At 68.6% G+C, this 15,143-nt stretch carries 14 protein-coding genes; 5 read left to right on the top strand and 9 right to left on the bottom strand.

Annotated features, from left to right (window positions below; all coding sequences use genetic code 11):
• Positions 1–5: 5 nt before the first annotated feature.
• The 5 genes from CAM01S_RS09300 to CAM01S_RS09280 all read right to left on the bottom strand — a co-directional run bounded on the left by CAM01S_RS09300 (position 6) and on the right by CAM01S_RS09280 (position 6,088).
• The gene (locus tag CAM01S_RS09300) at positions 6–1,148 is read right to left on the bottom strand and encodes an enolase C-terminal domain-like protein (protein ID WP_066520182.1); all 1,143 of its coding nucleotides are present in this window, start codon (positions 1,146–1,148) and stop codon (positions 6–8) included.
• Positions 1,145–2,968, bottom strand: coding sequence for a thiamine pyrophosphate-requiring protein (locus CAM01S_RS09295; RefSeq protein WP_066520168.1), 1,824 nt, complete (start codon positions 2,966–2,968; stop codon positions 1,145–1,147). The genes CAM01S_RS09300 and CAM01S_RS09295 overlap by 4 nt, the downstream gene beginning before the upstream one ends.
• Before the next feature lie 65 nt (positions 2,969–3,033).
• Positions 3,034–4,698: a GMC family oxidoreductase gene (locus tag CAM01S_RS09290; RefSeq protein ID WP_066520165.1), complete on the bottom strand. Its 1,665-nt coding sequence runs from the start codon at positions 4,696–4,698 to the stop codon at positions 3,034–3,036.
• On the bottom strand, positions 4,695–5,573 hold the full coding sequence (locus tag CAM01S_RS09285; protein ID WP_245631595.1) for a gluconate 2-dehydrogenase subunit 3 family protein: 879 nt from the start codon (positions 5,571–5,573) through the stop codon (positions 4,695–4,697). The genes CAM01S_RS09290 and CAM01S_RS09285 overlap by 4 nt, the downstream gene beginning before the upstream one ends.
• The gene (locus CAM01S_RS09280; RefSeq protein ID WP_217999728.1) at positions 5,570–6,088 is read right to left on the bottom strand and encodes a hypothetical protein; all 519 of its coding nucleotides are present in this window, start codon (positions 6,086–6,088) and stop codon (positions 5,570–5,572) included. Before CAM01S_RS09280 ends, CAM01S_RS09285 begins: the two co-directional genes overlap by 4 nt.
• Positions 6,089–6,338: 250 nt before the next feature.
• Here CAM01S_RS09280 and CAM01S_RS09275 point away from each other — a divergent pair, with 250 nt between their 5' ends.
• Positions 6,339–7,745 (top strand): MFS transporter, encoded by a 1,407-nt coding sequence (locus CAM01S_RS09275; protein WP_066520156.1) that lies wholly within the window; start codon positions 6,339–6,341, stop codon positions 7,743–7,745.
• Positions 7,746–7,913: 168 nt separating this feature from the next.
• Positions 7,914–8,282 carry a hypothetical protein gene (locus tag CAM01S_RS09270; protein WP_157071502.1) on the top strand — a complete coding sequence of 123 codons (369 nt, stop codon included), beginning with the start codon at positions 7,914–7,916 and terminating at the stop codon, positions 8,280–8,282.
• A 39-nt stretch (positions 8,283–8,321) separates the two neighbouring features.
• Here CAM01S_RS09270 and CAM01S_RS09265 read toward each other — a convergent pair whose 3' ends face one another.
• From CAM01S_RS09265 to CAM01S_RS09255, 3 genes are all read right to left on the bottom strand, one after another.
• Positions 8,322–8,780: a hypothetical protein gene (locus tag CAM01S_RS09265; protein ID WP_066520150.1), complete on the bottom strand. Its 459-nt coding sequence runs from the start codon at positions 8,778–8,780 to the stop codon at positions 8,322–8,324.
• Between the two features lie 121 nt (positions 8,781–8,901).
• Entirely contained in the window at positions 8,902–10,350 is a 1,449-nt protein-coding gene (locus CAM01S_RS09260; RefSeq protein WP_066520146.1) for a phytoene desaturase family protein, read from the bottom strand.
• A 98-nt stretch (positions 10,351–10,448) separates the two neighbouring features.
• Positions 10,449–12,071 (bottom strand): alpha/beta hydrolase, encoded by a 1,623-nt coding sequence (locus CAM01S_RS09255; RefSeq protein WP_169795858.1) that lies wholly within the window; start codon positions 12,069–12,071, stop codon positions 10,449–10,451.
• 175 nt (positions 12,072–12,246) lie between these two features.
• Between CAM01S_RS09255 and CAM01S_RS09250 the strand changes: the two genes are divergently transcribed.
• The 3 genes from CAM01S_RS09250 to CAM01S_RS09240 all read left to right on the top strand — a co-directional run bounded on the left by CAM01S_RS09250 (position 12,247) and on the right by CAM01S_RS09240 (position 14,803).
• A complete protein-coding gene (locus tag CAM01S_RS09250; RefSeq protein WP_217999727.1) occupies positions 12,247–12,915 on the top strand; it encodes a DedA family protein in 669 nt (222 codons plus the stop codon).
• Positions 12,916–13,035: 120 nt separating this feature from the next.
• Positions 13,036–13,836, top strand: coding sequence for a universal stress protein (locus CAM01S_RS09245; RefSeq protein ID WP_066520138.1), 801 nt, complete (start codon positions 13,036–13,038; stop codon positions 13,834–13,836).
• A gap of 46 nt (positions 13,837–13,882) precedes the next feature.
• Complete coding sequence (locus tag CAM01S_RS09240) at positions 13,883–14,803, top strand: putative endonuclease domain-containing protein (RefSeq protein WP_066520136.1); 921 nt, start codon at positions 13,883–13,885, stop codon at positions 14,801–14,803.
• A gap of 43 nt (positions 14,804–14,846) precedes the next feature.
• On the opposite strand, the gene CAM01S_RS15230 is transcribed toward CAM01S_RS09240, so the two are convergent.
• A complete protein-coding gene (locus tag CAM01S_RS15230) occupies positions 14,847–15,140 on the bottom strand; it encodes a hypothetical protein (protein ID WP_306306288.1) in 294 nt (97 codons plus the stop codon).
• Between the last annotated feature and the right edge of the window lie 3 nt (positions 15,141–15,143).

Raw genomic sequence — 15,143 nt, 5'->3', positions numbered from 1 at the left:
TCGGCTCAGTCCGCCGAATCCCAGGCGCCGACGCGGTAGTGCGCCACCGCGTCGCTGCGGAGGGACAACCCGAGCCCCGGTGCCGTCGCATCCGGCACGAGATCCCCGTCGATGAGTGCGGGCAGTCCGTCGAACAGCTGTCGTTCGATGACGAGGTGATCGTGGAACGCTTCGACGTTGACCACACCGGGCATGGCGGCGCCGATGGTCGCGTGCAAAGCGGGTGACGTATGCGCGCTCGACGGGATGCCGACCGCCCATGCCTGAAGAGCCGCGCTGCGGAACCCGGTCACGCCACCGCACCGCGTCGCGTCGGCCTGGATCGTGTCGACCGCCTCGGCGGCGAGCATGTGGTGGAAGTATGCGGGCGTGTACCCGTACTCGCCCGCGGCGATCTGCATGCCGGCCGGTCCGCGATCTCGGATGAGGTGAAGGCCGGCGAGGTCGTCGCTCGACACCGGCTCCTCGAACCACGTGACGTGCGACTCGTCCATGAATCGGTCGGCGAGCTCGAGCGCCTGCTTGCGGCTGTAGGCGCCGTTCGCATCGACGAACACCTGTACGTCGTCTCCGACGGCGTTCCGCACGAGTGCGACCCGTCGGGGGTCGTCCTCGGGATGCGTACCGATCTTCAGCTTGACGGCGCGGTACCCCTCCTCCGCCCATCGCGACATCTGCTCGGTGAGCTCGCGATCGCTGCGGTCCGTGAACCCGCCGCTGCCGTACGCCATCACCCGATCCCGCGCCGCTCCGAGCATCCGGAGGAGCGACACATCGGACAGCCGGGCCGCGAGGTCGTGGAGGGCGACGTCGATCGCCGAGATCGCGGACGCGCACACGCCGGGCCAGCCCGCATTCCGGACGGCCGCCGCCATGGCCAGCCACGTGCCTCCGGACGCGTACGGATCGGTGCCGAGTACGACGTCCGCGAGCAGGCCGGACGCGATCGGCAGCGCTGCCGGGCTGGTGTAGGCGTAGCCGAGCCCGGTTCGACCACCCGCGCTGATTTCGGCCAGGAGGATCGTGGTGCTGTCCCAGGTCGCCGTCCCGTCCGACTCCGGCTGCGGCTTTCCGTCGAAGGTCGTGGGGATGGTGCAGGCCGTCAGCCGGATCCGGTCGACGGCCTGCTCGTGGGCCGTGCTGCTCACTTGCGGTCGCCGATGTGGAGCGCGTCCTTCACCCGCTCGACGCCCTCTGCCGCGAGGGCCTGCGCGGAGTCACGGATCGCGCCGACCTCGTGCGGGTCGCCCTTCACGAACGCCTCGAGGGTGTGCATCGCATATTCGCGGGTGATGTGCGGGGGAAGCGGCGGGACGTTCCGTGACACGTGCGCGTCGACGACGGTGACGCCCTGGTGGGCGAGCACGTCGTCCCAGACAGCGTCGATGTCGGTGTCCTTGTCCATGCGCACGCCCTTGAACCCGAGGAGTTCCGCGTAGCCGGCATAGTCGACGGACTCGACATCCTGCGAGCCGCGCCAGACGGGGTTGCCGTCTTCGGTGCGCATCTCCCACGAGACCTGATCGAGGTCGTCGTTGTGCATGATGAGGATCACGAACTGCTTGTTCGTCCACTCGTTCATGTACTTCTTGATCGTGATCAGCTCGTTCATACCGAGCATCTGGAACGCGCCGTCGCCGATGGTGCAGAACACCGGCCGGTCCGGGAACGCGAACTTCGCTGCCTCCGCATACGGCATCGCGGCGAGCATGGTCGCGAGTCGACCGGACAGGTCGCCCCGCATCTCGCCGCGCAGCCGGATGTGGTGCCCGTACCAGTCGGCGGTGGTGCCGGCGTCGCAGGTCACGATCGCGTTGTTCGGGAGGCGCGTGTTCAGCGACGCGAAGAGGCGCCGCGGGTTGGCGCCCACCTTGTACTCGACGTCCGCCTGGTCCTGCATCTCGCGTTCCCAGCTGGCCATGTCGTTCGCAGCCTTCTCCTGCCACGACTTGTCCGGTGCCTCGTGCAGGAGCGGGAGGACCGCGTCCATCACCGCTCCGACGTCGCCCCATACGTTGAGCTCGGTCGGGTATCGGAGTCCCATCTGCTCGGGCTTCAGATCGACCTGGACGGCTCGCGCCTGACCGGTCTTCGGCAGGTACTCCCCGTACGGGTAGTTCGTGCCGAGCAGCACGAGCGTGTCGCAGCCTTTCATCTGGTGGTGGCTGGCGAGCGTTCCGAGCAGGCCGACCTGCTGCGTGTGGAACGGGACGTCGGAGGAGATCACGTCTTTGCCGCGGAGCGCCGTGATGATGCCGGCGCCCACCTTCTCCGCTGCCGCGACGATCTGTTCCGAGGCACCGCGCGCACCGGCTCCGACGAGGAACGTCACCTTGGAGCCCGCGTTGATGATCTCGGCCATCTGCTCGATGACTGCCATCGGAGGGGCGACCTTGGTCGACGGCGCGACCGGGGAGGACCGCGACACCCAGTGGGCCGCGGGCGGGGGAGTGAACTCCATCGCCTGGACGTCGTGGGGGAGGATGACGACGGCCGGCTGCTTGCGCACGATCGCCGTCCGGAAGGCGGTGTCGACGACGGCTTGCGCCTGCTCCGGCTGGACGACGGTCTGTACGTAGCAGGCGACGTCCGCGAAGAGGCGCTCGAGGTTCGACTCCTGCTGATTGAACGTGCCGAACGCGTCCAGGCCCTGCTGGCCGACGATCGCGACGACCGGCTGGTTGTCCATCTGCGCGTCGTAGAGCCCGTTCACCATGTGGAACGCGCCGGGACTGGACGTGGCTGCGCAGACGCCGACCTCGCCCGTGAACTTCGCGTGCGCGGTCGCCATCAGCGCCGCGATCTCCTCGTGCGTCGGACGCACGTACTCGAGGCCGTCGCCGTCGCGGGAGGTCTTGCCGAGCGCTCCGTCGAACGCTCCGAGCCCATCGCCCGGATACCCGAACATGCGCGTGACGCCCCACGCTCGGATGCGTTCGATGACGAATTCGCTGACCGTTTGACTCATGGTCTCCCTTTCCTGATCTGTGGAAGGTCGTCCGTCCAGCGTCCTCGGACGGCGATCTGAGAATTTCAGCGACTGGCGGCTACGACGCTCGGCGCGCCCCGGTCTCCCGTCGGGTCGGCGATGAGGAGATCGGCGATGCGCGCGGCGTTCGCCATGATCGTCAGGGCTGGGTTCGCGCTGCCCTGCGTCGGCAGGATGCTGCCGTCGGCGATGAGCAGGTTCGGTACCGCGAACGATCGACCTGCGCCGTTCACCACGCCCTCTTCGGGCGTCGCCCCCATCCGGGCGCCGCCGACGAGGTGCGCGTAGCGGTTGATGGTGATGACCTCTTCGGCACCCGCTGCTCGGAGGACGTCCTCCATCACGCCGGTGGCCGCTTTCACCAGCTGCTTGTCGTTGTCGCACTGCGAATATGAGAAGTGCGCGACCGGCAGGCCGTACCGGTCCTTCTCATCGGACAGCGTCACCCGGTTCTCGGGAAGCGCCAGGAACTCGCAGAGGGCGCCGAGCGTCGACCAGTGCACGAAGTCGGACATGTATTGCCGAAGCTTCGGACCCCAGTAGCCCTGCGCCATCACGTGCTCGGCCCAGGTGATGGGCAGTGGCGACACCGTCTGGATCGAGAACCCGCGCTTGTACGGCTTCGTCGGATCCGTCTCGTAGTAGGCCTCGGTCGACACCTCCGGCGGCGGCGCCTTGTACATCCGAATCTCCTCGGCGAACCGGCCGGATGTCTGCGGCGCCCCCTGCACCATCAGGTATCGGCCGACGATGTCGTGCTCGTTGCACAGCCCGTCCGGGAATTGCGCGTTCGCCGAGTTCAGAAGCAGCCGAGGCGTCTCGATCGAATAGCCGGCGACGATCACCATGCGTGCCCGCTGGAAGCGGTGCTGGCCGTGGTTCATGTAGTGCACGCCCGTGGCGCGACCCGTCTTCGGATCGACCTCGATCTTCGTCACCATGCTCTCGGCGCGAATCTCGGCGCCGTGCGCGAGCGCATCAGGAATATGCGTGATGAGCGGCGACGCTTTCGCGTTCACCTTGCAGCCCTGCAGGCAGAACCCGCGGTAGATGCAGTGCGGACGGTTCCCGAAACGCCCGTTGGAGATCGCGACGGGGCCGACCTTGGCCTCCAGACCGAGCGCGAACGCGCCCCGCAGGAAGATCTGACCATTGCCGCCGACCGGATGCGGACGTTGCGGATACTGGTGCGGATACCCCCACGGCCAGTCCTCGCCCGCGACCGGGAGCTCGCCTTCGATGTCCTCGTAATACGGACGGAGGTCCTCGTAGTCGATCGGCCAGTCCTGGCCGACGCCGTCAGACGACCGGGTGTGCATGTCGCTCGGATGGAACCGGGGGACGTAGCCCGCGTAGTGGACCATCGATCCACCGACGCCACGACCCGAGTTGTTCGACCCGAGCGGCACCGGATCCGCGCCGCCGATCTGTCGTGGCTCGGTCCAATACAGCGTGTGCGATCCGGCCTCGTCGCTGACCCAGTCGCGCTCCGGATCCCAGAACGGGCCCGCGTCGAGCGCGACCACCTTCCAGCCCTGCCGAGCCAGGCGCTGCAGCATCGTGCCGCCGCCCGCACCCGCGCCGACGATCACCGCGTCGATCTCCTCGTCGTCCGAGAACCGGCGCATGTCGTGCCGGAGGCCGTGGTCGACTCCGCCCCGCGGCGTCAGCAGCCACGCGCTCTCGTTGCGATCCCTGACGGAACTCATCCGTGCCTCCCATCCGAGCCACGGCCCGCTCGCGGTGCCTCCGACCCATGCTTGTCGTCATCGAGCATCGGTGCGCCGTTCGGCCCCTGCCGATGCAACGGATCGTCCGCGGGCTGCGCGTCGCGAACCTCGTAGGTCTCGAGCTTGTTGACGCCCGCGTTCTTGTAGCCGCGCGGATAGGCCGGCCCGCTGAACCCGATTTCATTCCACGCCCACGGGTGCGCGTAGAACGCGGTGGCCGCGTACCGAGTCCACAGGCTCCAAACGCGCGCTCGCGGCAACTCGTGCCAGTGCTTGTCCTTCCCGTTCTCGATCGACTCGAGCAGTGCGTGCTGGTCGTCCCAGTCGAGCTCGGCGAACGAGCGTCCGTGCACGGCGACAGCATCCTCGTCGAGCGCGGCGAGCGATTGCCGCCAGGCGTTCGGATCGGTCGGCATGTCGTCGTAGTGCCAGCCATCGGTCTGATCCTCGGCGAGCCGACCATCGACCATGCGCACGAGCTCGATCTGGTCCTCCCCTCCGCGGACATGCTGATCCATCAGCTGATTGAGGAGGCACGTGGCCGCCGCTTCCTCCGCCGTCGAGAAGAAGCGGATCGGCGGCAGATCGTGCAAGCGGTCCGTGACCACGGCGCGCGTCGCGTCGTCCCAATGCGTGCGCTGCGCCATGACATCGAAGCCGGGGAACCGCGGACCCTGCGAATTCGCGGGCAGCGGCCCCGTTCCTCCGCGGCGATCCGGATCGCCGGAGCGCCCCCAGACGTGCCGGGCGCCTTCGTCGCCGCGCAACATCGCGCGGCGGGCATGCTCGCGATCCTCCTCGTTGCCGGTCGAAGGCTCGCCGGTCATCTTGCCGTTCGACGGCTCGCCGGTCATCGTTCCCGCCGCAGCACCGCAGCGAGCAGACCCATGCCGCCGACGAGGGTGACGAGCAGCGGCGCGAGGAGCGGCGGCCCCATCTCCATGTTGTAACGGAAGTTCGACCACCCCCCGGGCTTCTGCCCGATGCCCCGTGCGTGGAGGAACGTGCCCTGCAATCCGTTGGCGACCACGATGGCGCTCGCCGCCGGCAGCACCGTCTTCGCGGCCCGCTTGGACGTGTAGCCAGCGAGGCCGGCAGCTGCGGCAATCGGTCCGATCACGATCGGAGCCCACATCCACCGGTTCCCGAAGCTCGCCTTGTCGTGCTCGAAGAAGATTTCCCCCGTGGTGACGACGGCGCCCACGGCGGTGAGGCCGGAGAGCAACCGTTCGAATCGGCCGTGCCGGATTCGTTCGAGCTCACGCGCCGCGAGGAACCCGGTCTTCCGGACGCGTCGCCGCTTCGAGGCGGCGCCCACGCCGATCAGCAGGGCGTTCAGGGCTGGACGCTTGCGTCCGCGGGGACTCATTCGGTGTCCTCGGTCATGCGTTCCTCCTTGTCCAGGTTCGATCGTGCTCGCGACCACCTGATGGCGGTGCGCGTTTCGTTCTGCTCGGAGCCAGCACCACATGCGGCTGCTGTACCCCGTCCCGCGTCGCATTCGCCGTCTGCTGCATGAATACAAGCGATCGGCGGCTGAATGCAGTCACAGGCGCGCCCGACGTCGGGGCTCGGAGGCGTGGCTGCTGCATCGTGCCCAGTGGCTACGCTCGAATCCGATGACCCCACCGCCACGCGCCGAGCTGACGACCCGCCGCCGCGTTCTTTCGATGGTGGCGATCCTGCTCTCGACACTGATCAGCACGATCGACACGTCCATCGTCAACGTCGCCTTGCCGAAGCTGTCACGCGAATTGCATGCGCCTCCCAGCGAGACCGTGTGGATCGCCACGGCGTTCCTGCTGGCGGTCGCGTGCGCGGTGCCGGCGACGAGCGCGCTCGGAGACCAGTTCGGCCGGCGGCGCCTGTTCCTCATCGGGGTGCCGGTGTTCACCTTGGCCTCACTCGGCTGCGCGCTGTCGCCGACGCTGCCGGTCCTCGTCGGCTTCCGTATCGCGCAAGGTCTCGGCTCTGCCGTCGTGCTCGCCGTCGCGATCCCGCTGATCCGGCGCTTGTTCTCGCACGAGCAGCTCGGTCAGATGCTGGGCTTCAATGCGATGACCGTCGCCCTCGGCACCTCCCTCGGCCCGACGCTCGGCGGGGTCATTCTCGCCACGCTCAGCTGGCCGTGGCTGTTCCTCATCAATGTGCCGATCGGCGCAATCTCGTTCACGCTCGCGTACATCGTCATGCCACCCAGCCGACCCGAACGCGGCGACTACGACGTGCCCGGCGCGCTCTGGGCCGCGACGGCGATCGCCGCGACGCTCCTTGCCGTCCGGCAACTCGCCGAACCGCGCACGCTCTGGCAGGCCGCGGTGCTCCTCCTCCTCGCGGCGGCTGCGGTGATCTTCTTCATCCGACGCGAGCGTGTGGCACCACGGCCGCTGATCCCACTCGGGCTGTTCACCGAGACCTTCAGCCTGACCGTCGCGACGGCGTGGTCGTCGTTCCTCGGACAGGGAATCGCGTTCATCGCACTCCCGTTCCTGTTCCAGAGCGCGTACGGGGCGACACCGTTGCAGTCGGCGCTGCTGTTCACGCCGTGGCCACTGGTCATCGTGTTCGTCGCGCCGCTGTCCGGGCGTCTTGCCGACCGCGTCCGGCCCGCGGTGCTCGCTGTCAGCGGGCTCAGTGTGTTCACGATCGGACTCGTCATGCTCGCGACGCTCGGTGCCTCCCCACCGATCTGGCTGGTGCTCGTCGCGACCGCGGTGTGCGGCGCAGGCTACGGCCTGTTCCAGAGTCCGAACAATCGGGACATGATGGCGGCGGCTCCGCTTCGATTCTCAGCGAGCGCCTCCGCGGTGCTCAACACGAATCGGTCGGTCGGTCAGTCCGCGGGCGCGGCAGCGGTGAGCATCGCGCTCGTCCTCACCGGCGCGGGGACCGGCTCGATCGCTGCCCAGGCCAGCGCGGCGAGCGGCGTGCTCTGGGTGGCGGTGGCCGCGGCAGCCGCGGCGACGATCGTCAGCCTCACCAAGCTGCGCGTCGTCGTTCGCGCGGATCTCGGAGAGCTTTCCTGACACCGCCGTTGCGCGACCGGCTATACCGGTATGGAGGCCCGTGCGGAGCGCGGGCGGGATTGGCGGAGTCCGGCAGGGATCTGGTTCACGCTCGTCCCACTCGTCGGTTCGTGACACATCGGTGCGACGAACCTGACGATGATCGTTCGCGGCAATGAGGAGTTTCACGTGGCAAAGAAGATGAGCCGGCAGACCGTCGCTCTGCAGGAGCGGTCGGCGCTCGTCGAGGGAGCGAGGGCCGTCATCGGGGCCGCTCACCTCGTCGCCCCTGGGCGCGGCCCGCACGCGACCCGCGGAACGATCGCCGTCTCGCGGATCCTCGGGGCGCGCCAGATCGTCCAGGCGATCCTGATCCGCCGGAGCCGGACCGCGGACGCGCACACACTCGGCGCTGCGGTCGACGCGACGCACGCCGTCTCGATGCTGCCGCTGATGCTGGTCAGCGGTCGCTTCCGTCGGTTCGCCGGCCGACAGTTCGTGACCGCGATCGTGTTCGCCGTCCTCGAGATCTCGATGGTCGGACGCGGCGAGCACTGACCGCAGCCGATCCAGCGCACCGCGCGCCCCGAGGGCGGCTCAGGCGCGGAGCGTCTCCCGGTCGATCCGGTACTTTCCGGCGGCGATGTCGCCGAGCCTCCGGAGCGTTTCGCGGTTGCGGAGCCACACGATCGGATCGAGGAGGCGCCGGACGAGTCGGCCGGGACCGCGCTCGGCGTATTCCGTGATGCGAACAACGCAGCCACGATCCCGGGGCTTCACCTCGATCACCACACGTGCCTCCCCGAGCGGCCACCCGCGAGCCTGGAACGCTGCGCGTCGCTCCGGCTCCCAGACCAGGCTGCTCGTCGTGTCATTGATGAGGAACGGCCAGATGCCGAAGCTGTGGTGAATCAGGGTGTCTTTCTCGGGCCACTGCGCGTGCACGGCGCGCGTCCTCGCGGTGCCGACCACCCACGCCGTGTACAGCCAGCCGTCGGCAAGGACGTCGAACACGTAGCGCGGCGGACATTCGAAATACGCGGTTGTGGTTGCCATGGTGTCGCTTCCCTGTCAGGTCGGTTGGGTGTGTGGGGGAGTCCAAGATGTGTCGGCGTCATCGGAGCCATCGACGTCATCGGCGTGATCGCTGTGGCGCGGGACCGAGCTGGCCCGCGAATCAGCGCCCGATGCCGAGGTCGGGGCCCTCGGTCTGGCCGAAGCGGTCGCGGAGTGCGGTGCGAGCGGCATGCCAGCCGGCGAGTCCGTGGACGCCAGGACCGGGCGGTGTCGACTCGGAGCAGAGGTAGATTCCGCGTGCCGGCGTTCGCCACGGCGTGGGACTCACTGTCGGGCGTGCGAGGAGCTGTCGGACGGTCGCCTTTCCGGCCGCGATGTCCCCTGCCACGTAATTCGGGTTGTACCGCTCCATGTCCATAGCGGTGTGCGAGGCGGAGGCGAGGATCGTGTCGCGGAACCCGGGTGCGAAGCGTTCGATCTGGCGGATCACGGTCTCGGTCTGATCGATCGTGGAGCCGGCTGGAACGTGGCAGTACGTCCAGAGCACGTGCCGTCCCTCCGGCGCTCGGCTCGGGTCGACGATGGTCGGCTCCGACGCGAGCACGAACGGGAAGTCGGAGTGGCGACCTCGCGAGATTGCGCGCTCGGCCGCGGCGATCTCCGCCCGTGTCCCGCCGACGTGCACGGTTCCCGCTGCACGGAGCCCCGGGTTTGTCCACGGCACCGGTGCATCGAGCGCGAAGTCGACTTTGGCCACGCCGTTGCCGTATCGGAACCGGCGGAGCGATCGGCGATACCGGTCAGGAAGCCGAGTACCTGCGATCTCCACCAGTGCCCGCGGCGTCGTGTCGAACATCACGAGATCGGCAGGGGGAAGCTCGTCGATGGAGCGTATTTCGGTGTTGGTGACGATGGTGCCGCCGTGGTCGATGAGGTCTGCTGCCAGGGCGTCGACGATCACCTGGCTGCCGCCGACGGGAATCGGCCAGCCGCGCGCATGAGCGTACGCGCCCAGTGAGAACGCTGCAGCTGCCGTCGCGGGGCTGGGCATCGGGAGGATCGCGTGCGCGCCGACGCCGGAGATCATGGCCGGCGCGACCACATCCTCGAATCGGGCGTCCCACGCCGGCGAGCCCTGTTCGAGTACCCGGAGTCCGAACCGGACGGTGGTGATCGGGTGATGCGGGACGCGGAGGAGCGCCGAGCCGGTGAACGACGAGACGGCGTCCGCGTGCGCCGACATGGGGCCCATCAGCGCACGGAACGCGGGGCCGTCGACGCCGAGTTCGGCAACCGTCCGTTCGATGTCGGGGTAGGCGAGGCCTGCGCGCCCCCCGTCGATCGGATGGCCGTAGGAGATCTCGGGCTGGCGGAGTTCGATGCGTCGCTCGAGTTCGAAGGCCCGGAAGAAGGCCGATGCGAGCGCCATCGGGTGGACCGCTGAGCACACGTCGTGGAGGAAGCCGGGAAGTGTCAGCTCCTTCGTGCGGGCGCCGCCACCGATGGTGTCGTTTCGTTCGAACACGTGCACCCGCAGTCCTGCTCGAGCGAGGGTGACTGCGGCCGCGAGCCCGTTCGGGCCGGCACCGACGACGACCGCCTCGCTCATCGCTTCGCGTCCTCGCGGTGCCGGTCCTTGCGCTCGGGGTGCTGATGCATGAAGGGGACGCTAGTCGGCGTGCCCTGGACGGCCAGGGAGCGCGGCCGTCAGGAACAGCGTGTGCCCACTGCGGGCAGGGAGCCGCTCAGCAAATAGTTGTCGACGTCGGAGTTGATGCACGAGTCTCCGTGGTCGTATGCGGTGTGGCCTTCGCCCACGTGCGTGAGCAAGCGGGCGGTCGGCATCAACTTGGCGAGCGCCTGCGCGTCGTTATACGGAGTAGCCGGGTCACCAGTTGTTCCGACCACCAGCACCGGATCCATTCCATGGGCTGTTGGAGCTGCCGGCGCGGCCACCGGAGGTGCTTTCCAGACGTTGCATGTCAGCTCGCCAAAGGCCTCGTACTTGCCGAGCGTGGGCGCTGCCTGTTCCAGTTTCGTCGCTTCCTTGCGCATCTCGGCGAGCGAGGTCACGCCGCCGCTATCGAGGCATCCGATCGCGTTGAACGCTTCCGTCGAGTTGTCGTAATACTTGCCGCCGGGCCCGCGGCTGTTGTAGTCGTCGGCGAGCGCGAATGCACGGCTCGGATCGTTGGCCAGCGTCGCGCGGAACATCGCGGTGAGCTCCGGCCAACTCGACGTGGAATACAGCGGATCGATGATCGCGAGCGCGAGTGTCGCATCGCTGAGCTCACGACCGTCGGAGGCGCGAAGCGGGTGCGCGTGCACTCGGCGGAGCAGCGCGCGAATCGCCGCCATGCCCGACGTGACGCTCCCCGAGAACGGGCAGGTGCCTCCCGGCCCGATCGCGCTCGGGCGCTCAGCGAGGCACGCGGCCATCCACGCGCGGAGGTCACCCTCGAAGCCTCTCGCCTGGCCGACCACGCTGTCCGTGGACGATGTCGACCAGACATCGATCGCGCCATCGAGGACGAAGCGACCAACGTGCTGGGGGAACAGGCCCGCGTACACGCTCCCGAGCTCGGTGCCGTAGGAATAGCCGAGGTAGTTCAACCGGGCTTCACCGAGGTCGGCGCGAATGAGGTCCATGTCGCGGGCGGCGCTGACGGTGTCGACGTGGTCGAGCAGCGGCCCGGTGTCCTTCGCGCAGTCATCCGCGAATCGACGATCCGTGGCGGTGGCAGCGCTCAGCCACGCGGGGGAGCCGATGGTGCCCGGAAGGACCCCATACAGGTACTGGTCGAGTTCGGCAGCGCCACCGCAGTGCACCGCGCTCGAGTAGCCGACACCGCGCGGGTCGAACCCGATGACGTCGTAGTGGGCCGCCACCGCCGACGTCACCGCGTTCTGGACGTCCGAGCCGACGAGGTCGACCCCCGAACCGCCGGGGCCGCCCGGGTTCACAAGGAGCGTGCCGTCGCGCGTGTCGGTCGCCGGGTGCTCGATGAGCGCGAGGTGGATGGCGCCCGAGGCCGGATTGCCCCAGTCGAGCGGAGCGCGGATCGCGCCGCACCGGTACCCCTGCCCGCAGTCACTCCACGCGATCGACGAGGTGTACCGCGCGGTGAGAACCCGAGCGGCGAAGGCCGGGCTGTTCCACGTGACGACTGCCGCGACCACGAGGAGCACCAGCACGACGAGCGCGGCGATCCCGAACCGGAGGCCGCTCCGTCGACGCCGCCTGCGCCTCCCGCCCCACTGCGCATGCATCCAGTGATCGGGCGTCCGCTCCGGCGGAAGTGGAGAAGGGGTATCGGCCCAGATGCTCACAGGGTCCTTTCGTCGTGCGCTGACGGTATCAAGTCGAGCCGACATCCAAGCCCCCACCTTCGGGGCCGTGCGCCGTTGATGACGTGTAGGGTCCGGCACCAGGGCGTTCGACCAGGAGTGCATGTGAGAGTTCTTGGTCCGCGCCATCCAGAGTCGAGGCGACGAGAGGACCCTCATGCCGCTGACCATGCCGATGGTGTCGATCCTGAACGCGAGTTCGCTGCTGCACGCATTCGGACCGGCCGTGCTCATCGGGATCGCTGTCGTGATCTTCATCGAGTCCGGCATTCTCTTTCCGTTCCTGCCGGGCGACTCCCTGCTCGTGACGGGCGCCATCCTCGCGGGCGCCCTCAACGTGCAGATCTGGGAGATCATCGTCGTGGCGATCGTGGCCGCGTTCCTCGGTGACCAAGCGGGATTCTGGCTTGGACGTCGCTTCGGCCGTCGTCTCTTTCGCGACAACGCCCGGGTCCTGAAGACCGAACGGCTGCGCGACGCCGAGGCGTTCTTCGCCAAGTACGGGCCGGCCTCGCTCGTCATCGGTCGATTCGTTCCGATCATCCGCACGTACGTTCCGCTCGCGGCAGGGACGGCGCGCCTGTCCTGGCCCCGGTTCGTCCGTTGGAACGCCATCGGCGGCGTGGGCTGGGTCATCGTGATGGTGTTCGTCGGCGTCTTCCTCGGGAAGATCCCGTTTGTCGCGAACAATATCGACGCGCTGTCTGTCGTGATCGTCATCGTGTCGGTGCTCCCGATCGTCATCGGCGGCCTCCGTGCCCGGTCGAAGGCGAAGGCCGCGGCGCGCGCGCAGGTCGATCTCGACGAGGCGGACGCGCAACGCTAGCCGCGATTCGCCTCCGCCTGACCAGGGTTCCCAGCCCTGGATGCGGAAGTCGGGACGTTCGTCTCTTCGACTGACGCGCGACCCGACGGATCCTTGCTGCCTCTGCAGAAAGGGCCGGACATGAATCGAGTCGTCGTCGCGTGGAACGGATCGGAGGCGGCGCGAGCCGGACTCCGTTGGGCCGTGGAGCACGCTCGTGCTGCATCGAGTCATCTCATCGTCGTGCACGCGGTTCCCGACGATGGGGTGGCCGTGCCGCTCGAGAGCGCTGATGCGCACATTCGTGGGGCGGTCGGTGGTCTCGCGGAGGCGGGAATCGATATCGATGTGCAGGTCGAGCGCGGCGATCCGGTCGACGTGCTGGTTCGCTCGATGGACTCCGCGACGATGCTGGTCGTCGGCCAGGATCGCTCGGCGCCCGAGACATACCGACACCGCGCGACCGTCAGCCGAGTCCTCGCGCGCGTCGCGGGCTCGGTGGCACTCGTTCCGACGCCCCCACCGGAGCGGCCGGCCCGCGCCGATGTCGTCGTGGGTGTCGACGACGTCACCGGCTCTGCCGCTGCGATCCGATTCGCGGGCCAGGAAGCCGCCCGACGGGGTGTTGCGCTCCGCGCCATCACCGCGTGGTCGGCTCCCCTCGGCACCCGTCACGACCCGTCCTCGGAACGACGGCTCCGGGAGCGCGAGCGGATCCTGCAGCTCCTCGAAGAGCACGTCGAGCGCGCGCTGACAGCGCTGCCGAACCTGAACGTCGTGCGATCGGCGCCCGAGGACGGCGTGATCGCCGAACTGCTGCGTGCTGCCGACGAGGCGCAACTGGTGGTCGTCGGCTCGGGCCGTCACGACGGGCCCGGGGTCGGCACGGTTGCCCGCGCCGTTGCGACCGCATCGCCCGTTCCCGCCGTGATCGTCGCATGACGTGGGGGCCCGCGGAGATGTCGGCAGTCGTGCCTAGCCTCGACCCGTGCCCGAACCGATCAGCGCCTGGTGGGCGCGACGCCAGTGGTCGCGCTCCAGCGCCGTGCCCTACGCGGTGGGCACGTTTTCGGCCGCCTGGTCGGCGTTTCCCGTACTGATCCAGCAGTTCCACCCGGATCTCAACGCCGGCATCGTGCTCACGCAGATCCCGCCCGCCGCAGAGGTCTGGGTCATGTGGGAATGCGACCTCGGCCACCGGTTCATCGCGACACCCGCCGAACAGCGAAGCCGCCCTGGACGGGAGCGCCGTCGCTCGGCCTGGTGCCCCGAGTGCCACGAGATGGCGCGTCCGAAGCCATGGATCGAACGACCAGGGGCGTGGCCAGACGGCATACCGACGCCCGCGCGCCGTGCACGATCAAGTGGACCGCGCACACTGCCGAATGGCATCCGATCCGCGAGCAGCCCGCAGCGGACGTCAGAGGGCAGCCGCCGCCCTCGCCCACTGTGCTCGCGGACGCCGCCGCTCGCGCCGGGAACCGCGTTCGTGAGCACCTGCGCACCTGCGCCCGCCTCGGCGGCGGAAGGAGCGCTTCGCGAGGGACTTCGAGCGCGCTTCATTCTCCCGCTGACGGACAACGCGATCCGGCTGCGGAATCCGTTCTTCGATCATCTCGAGGTGTGGCCGGACATTCTCATCCCTGAGCTGCGGATCGCGGTCGAGTACGACACGCTCGGCCGGCACGGGCTGGAACATGTCGGGCGGCGGGAGGCAGTCGATCGCCGAAAGGATCGCGCAATCCGCGCCTCCGGCTGGGAGGTTGTCCGCGTCCGCATCGGACGACTCTCACCGATCGGTCCGTACGACCTCGCCCTCGGATCGGACTCCAATCGGCTCCCGGCTCTGCTCATTGATCGCTTTCGGGACATCCGCGGACCGCTGCTCGTGGATGCGTATCTCCGCTGATCGGCACTCGCAGCGCTCGCAATCCTGACGCCGCTCCGTGCCGCTACCGCGCGGCGGCGGCCTCTGCCATCCATCGTGCATACAGCCGCCACGGATCATCGATCCCGCATCGCAGTGTGTCGATGTGGTGCTCGAGCTCGTCACACGTTCTGAACCACTCCGTCGAGCCGATGCGAGCGAACGCGAACTGCCGATGGCGACGCTGCTCGGCCACGCGATCGCCACGCTCGAACGCCAACAGCGCGTCATGCCAGAGCACGCGAAGCCGGCGCCGAGGGTTCGCGCTCGTCCCGATCTTGATGCGGTCCTCGGAGCGGATGTAGTACACGACGTCCACGCG

It is taken from the genome of Curtobacterium ammoniigenes NBRC 101786, from assembly GCF_001571045.1.
Taxonomy (GTDB): domain Bacteria; phylum Actinomycetota; class Actinomycetes; order Actinomycetales; family Microbacteriaceae; genus Curtobacterium; species Curtobacterium ammoniigenes.
The sequence above is the reverse complement of the archived record's forward strand: the minus strand, read 5'-3'. Positions and strand labels throughout refer to the sequence as shown.

Coding starts and splice junctions, on each gene's coding strand:
- CAM01S_RS09295 (WP_066520168.1), bottom strand. CDS start 2,968: ATGAGTCAAACGGTCAGCGAATTCGTCATCGAACGCATCCGAGCGTGG.
- CAM01S_RS09290 (WP_066520165.1), bottom strand. CDS start 4,698: ATGAGTTCCGTCAGGGATCGCAACGAGAGCGCGTGGCTGCTGACGCCG.
- CAM01S_RS09285 (WP_245631595.1), bottom strand. CDS start 5,573: ATGACCGGCGAGCCGTCGAACGGCAAGATGACCGGCGAGCCTTCGACC.
- CAM01S_RS09280 (WP_217999728.1), bottom strand. CDS start 6,088: ATGAGTCCCCGCGGACGCAAGCGTCCAGCCCTGAACGCCCTGCTGATC.
- CAM01S_RS09275 (WP_066520156.1), top strand. CDS start 6,339: ATGACCCCACCGCCACGCGCCGAGCTGACGACCCGCCGCCGCGTTCTT.
- CAM01S_RS09265 (WP_066520150.1), bottom strand. CDS start 8,780: ATGGCAACCACAACCGCGTATTTCGAATGTCCGCCGCGCTACGTGTTC.
- CAM01S_RS09260 (WP_066520146.1), bottom strand. CDS start 10,350: ATGAGCGAGGCGGTCGTCGTCGGTGCCGGCCCGAACGGGCTCGCGGCC.
- CAM01S_RS09250 (WP_217999727.1), top strand. CDS start 12,247: ATGCCGCTGACCATGCCGATGGTGTCGATCCTGAACGCGAGTTCGCTG.
- CAM01S_RS09245 (WP_066520138.1), top strand. CDS start 13,036: ATGAATCGAGTCGTCGTCGCGTGGAACGGATCGGAGGCGGCGCGAGCC.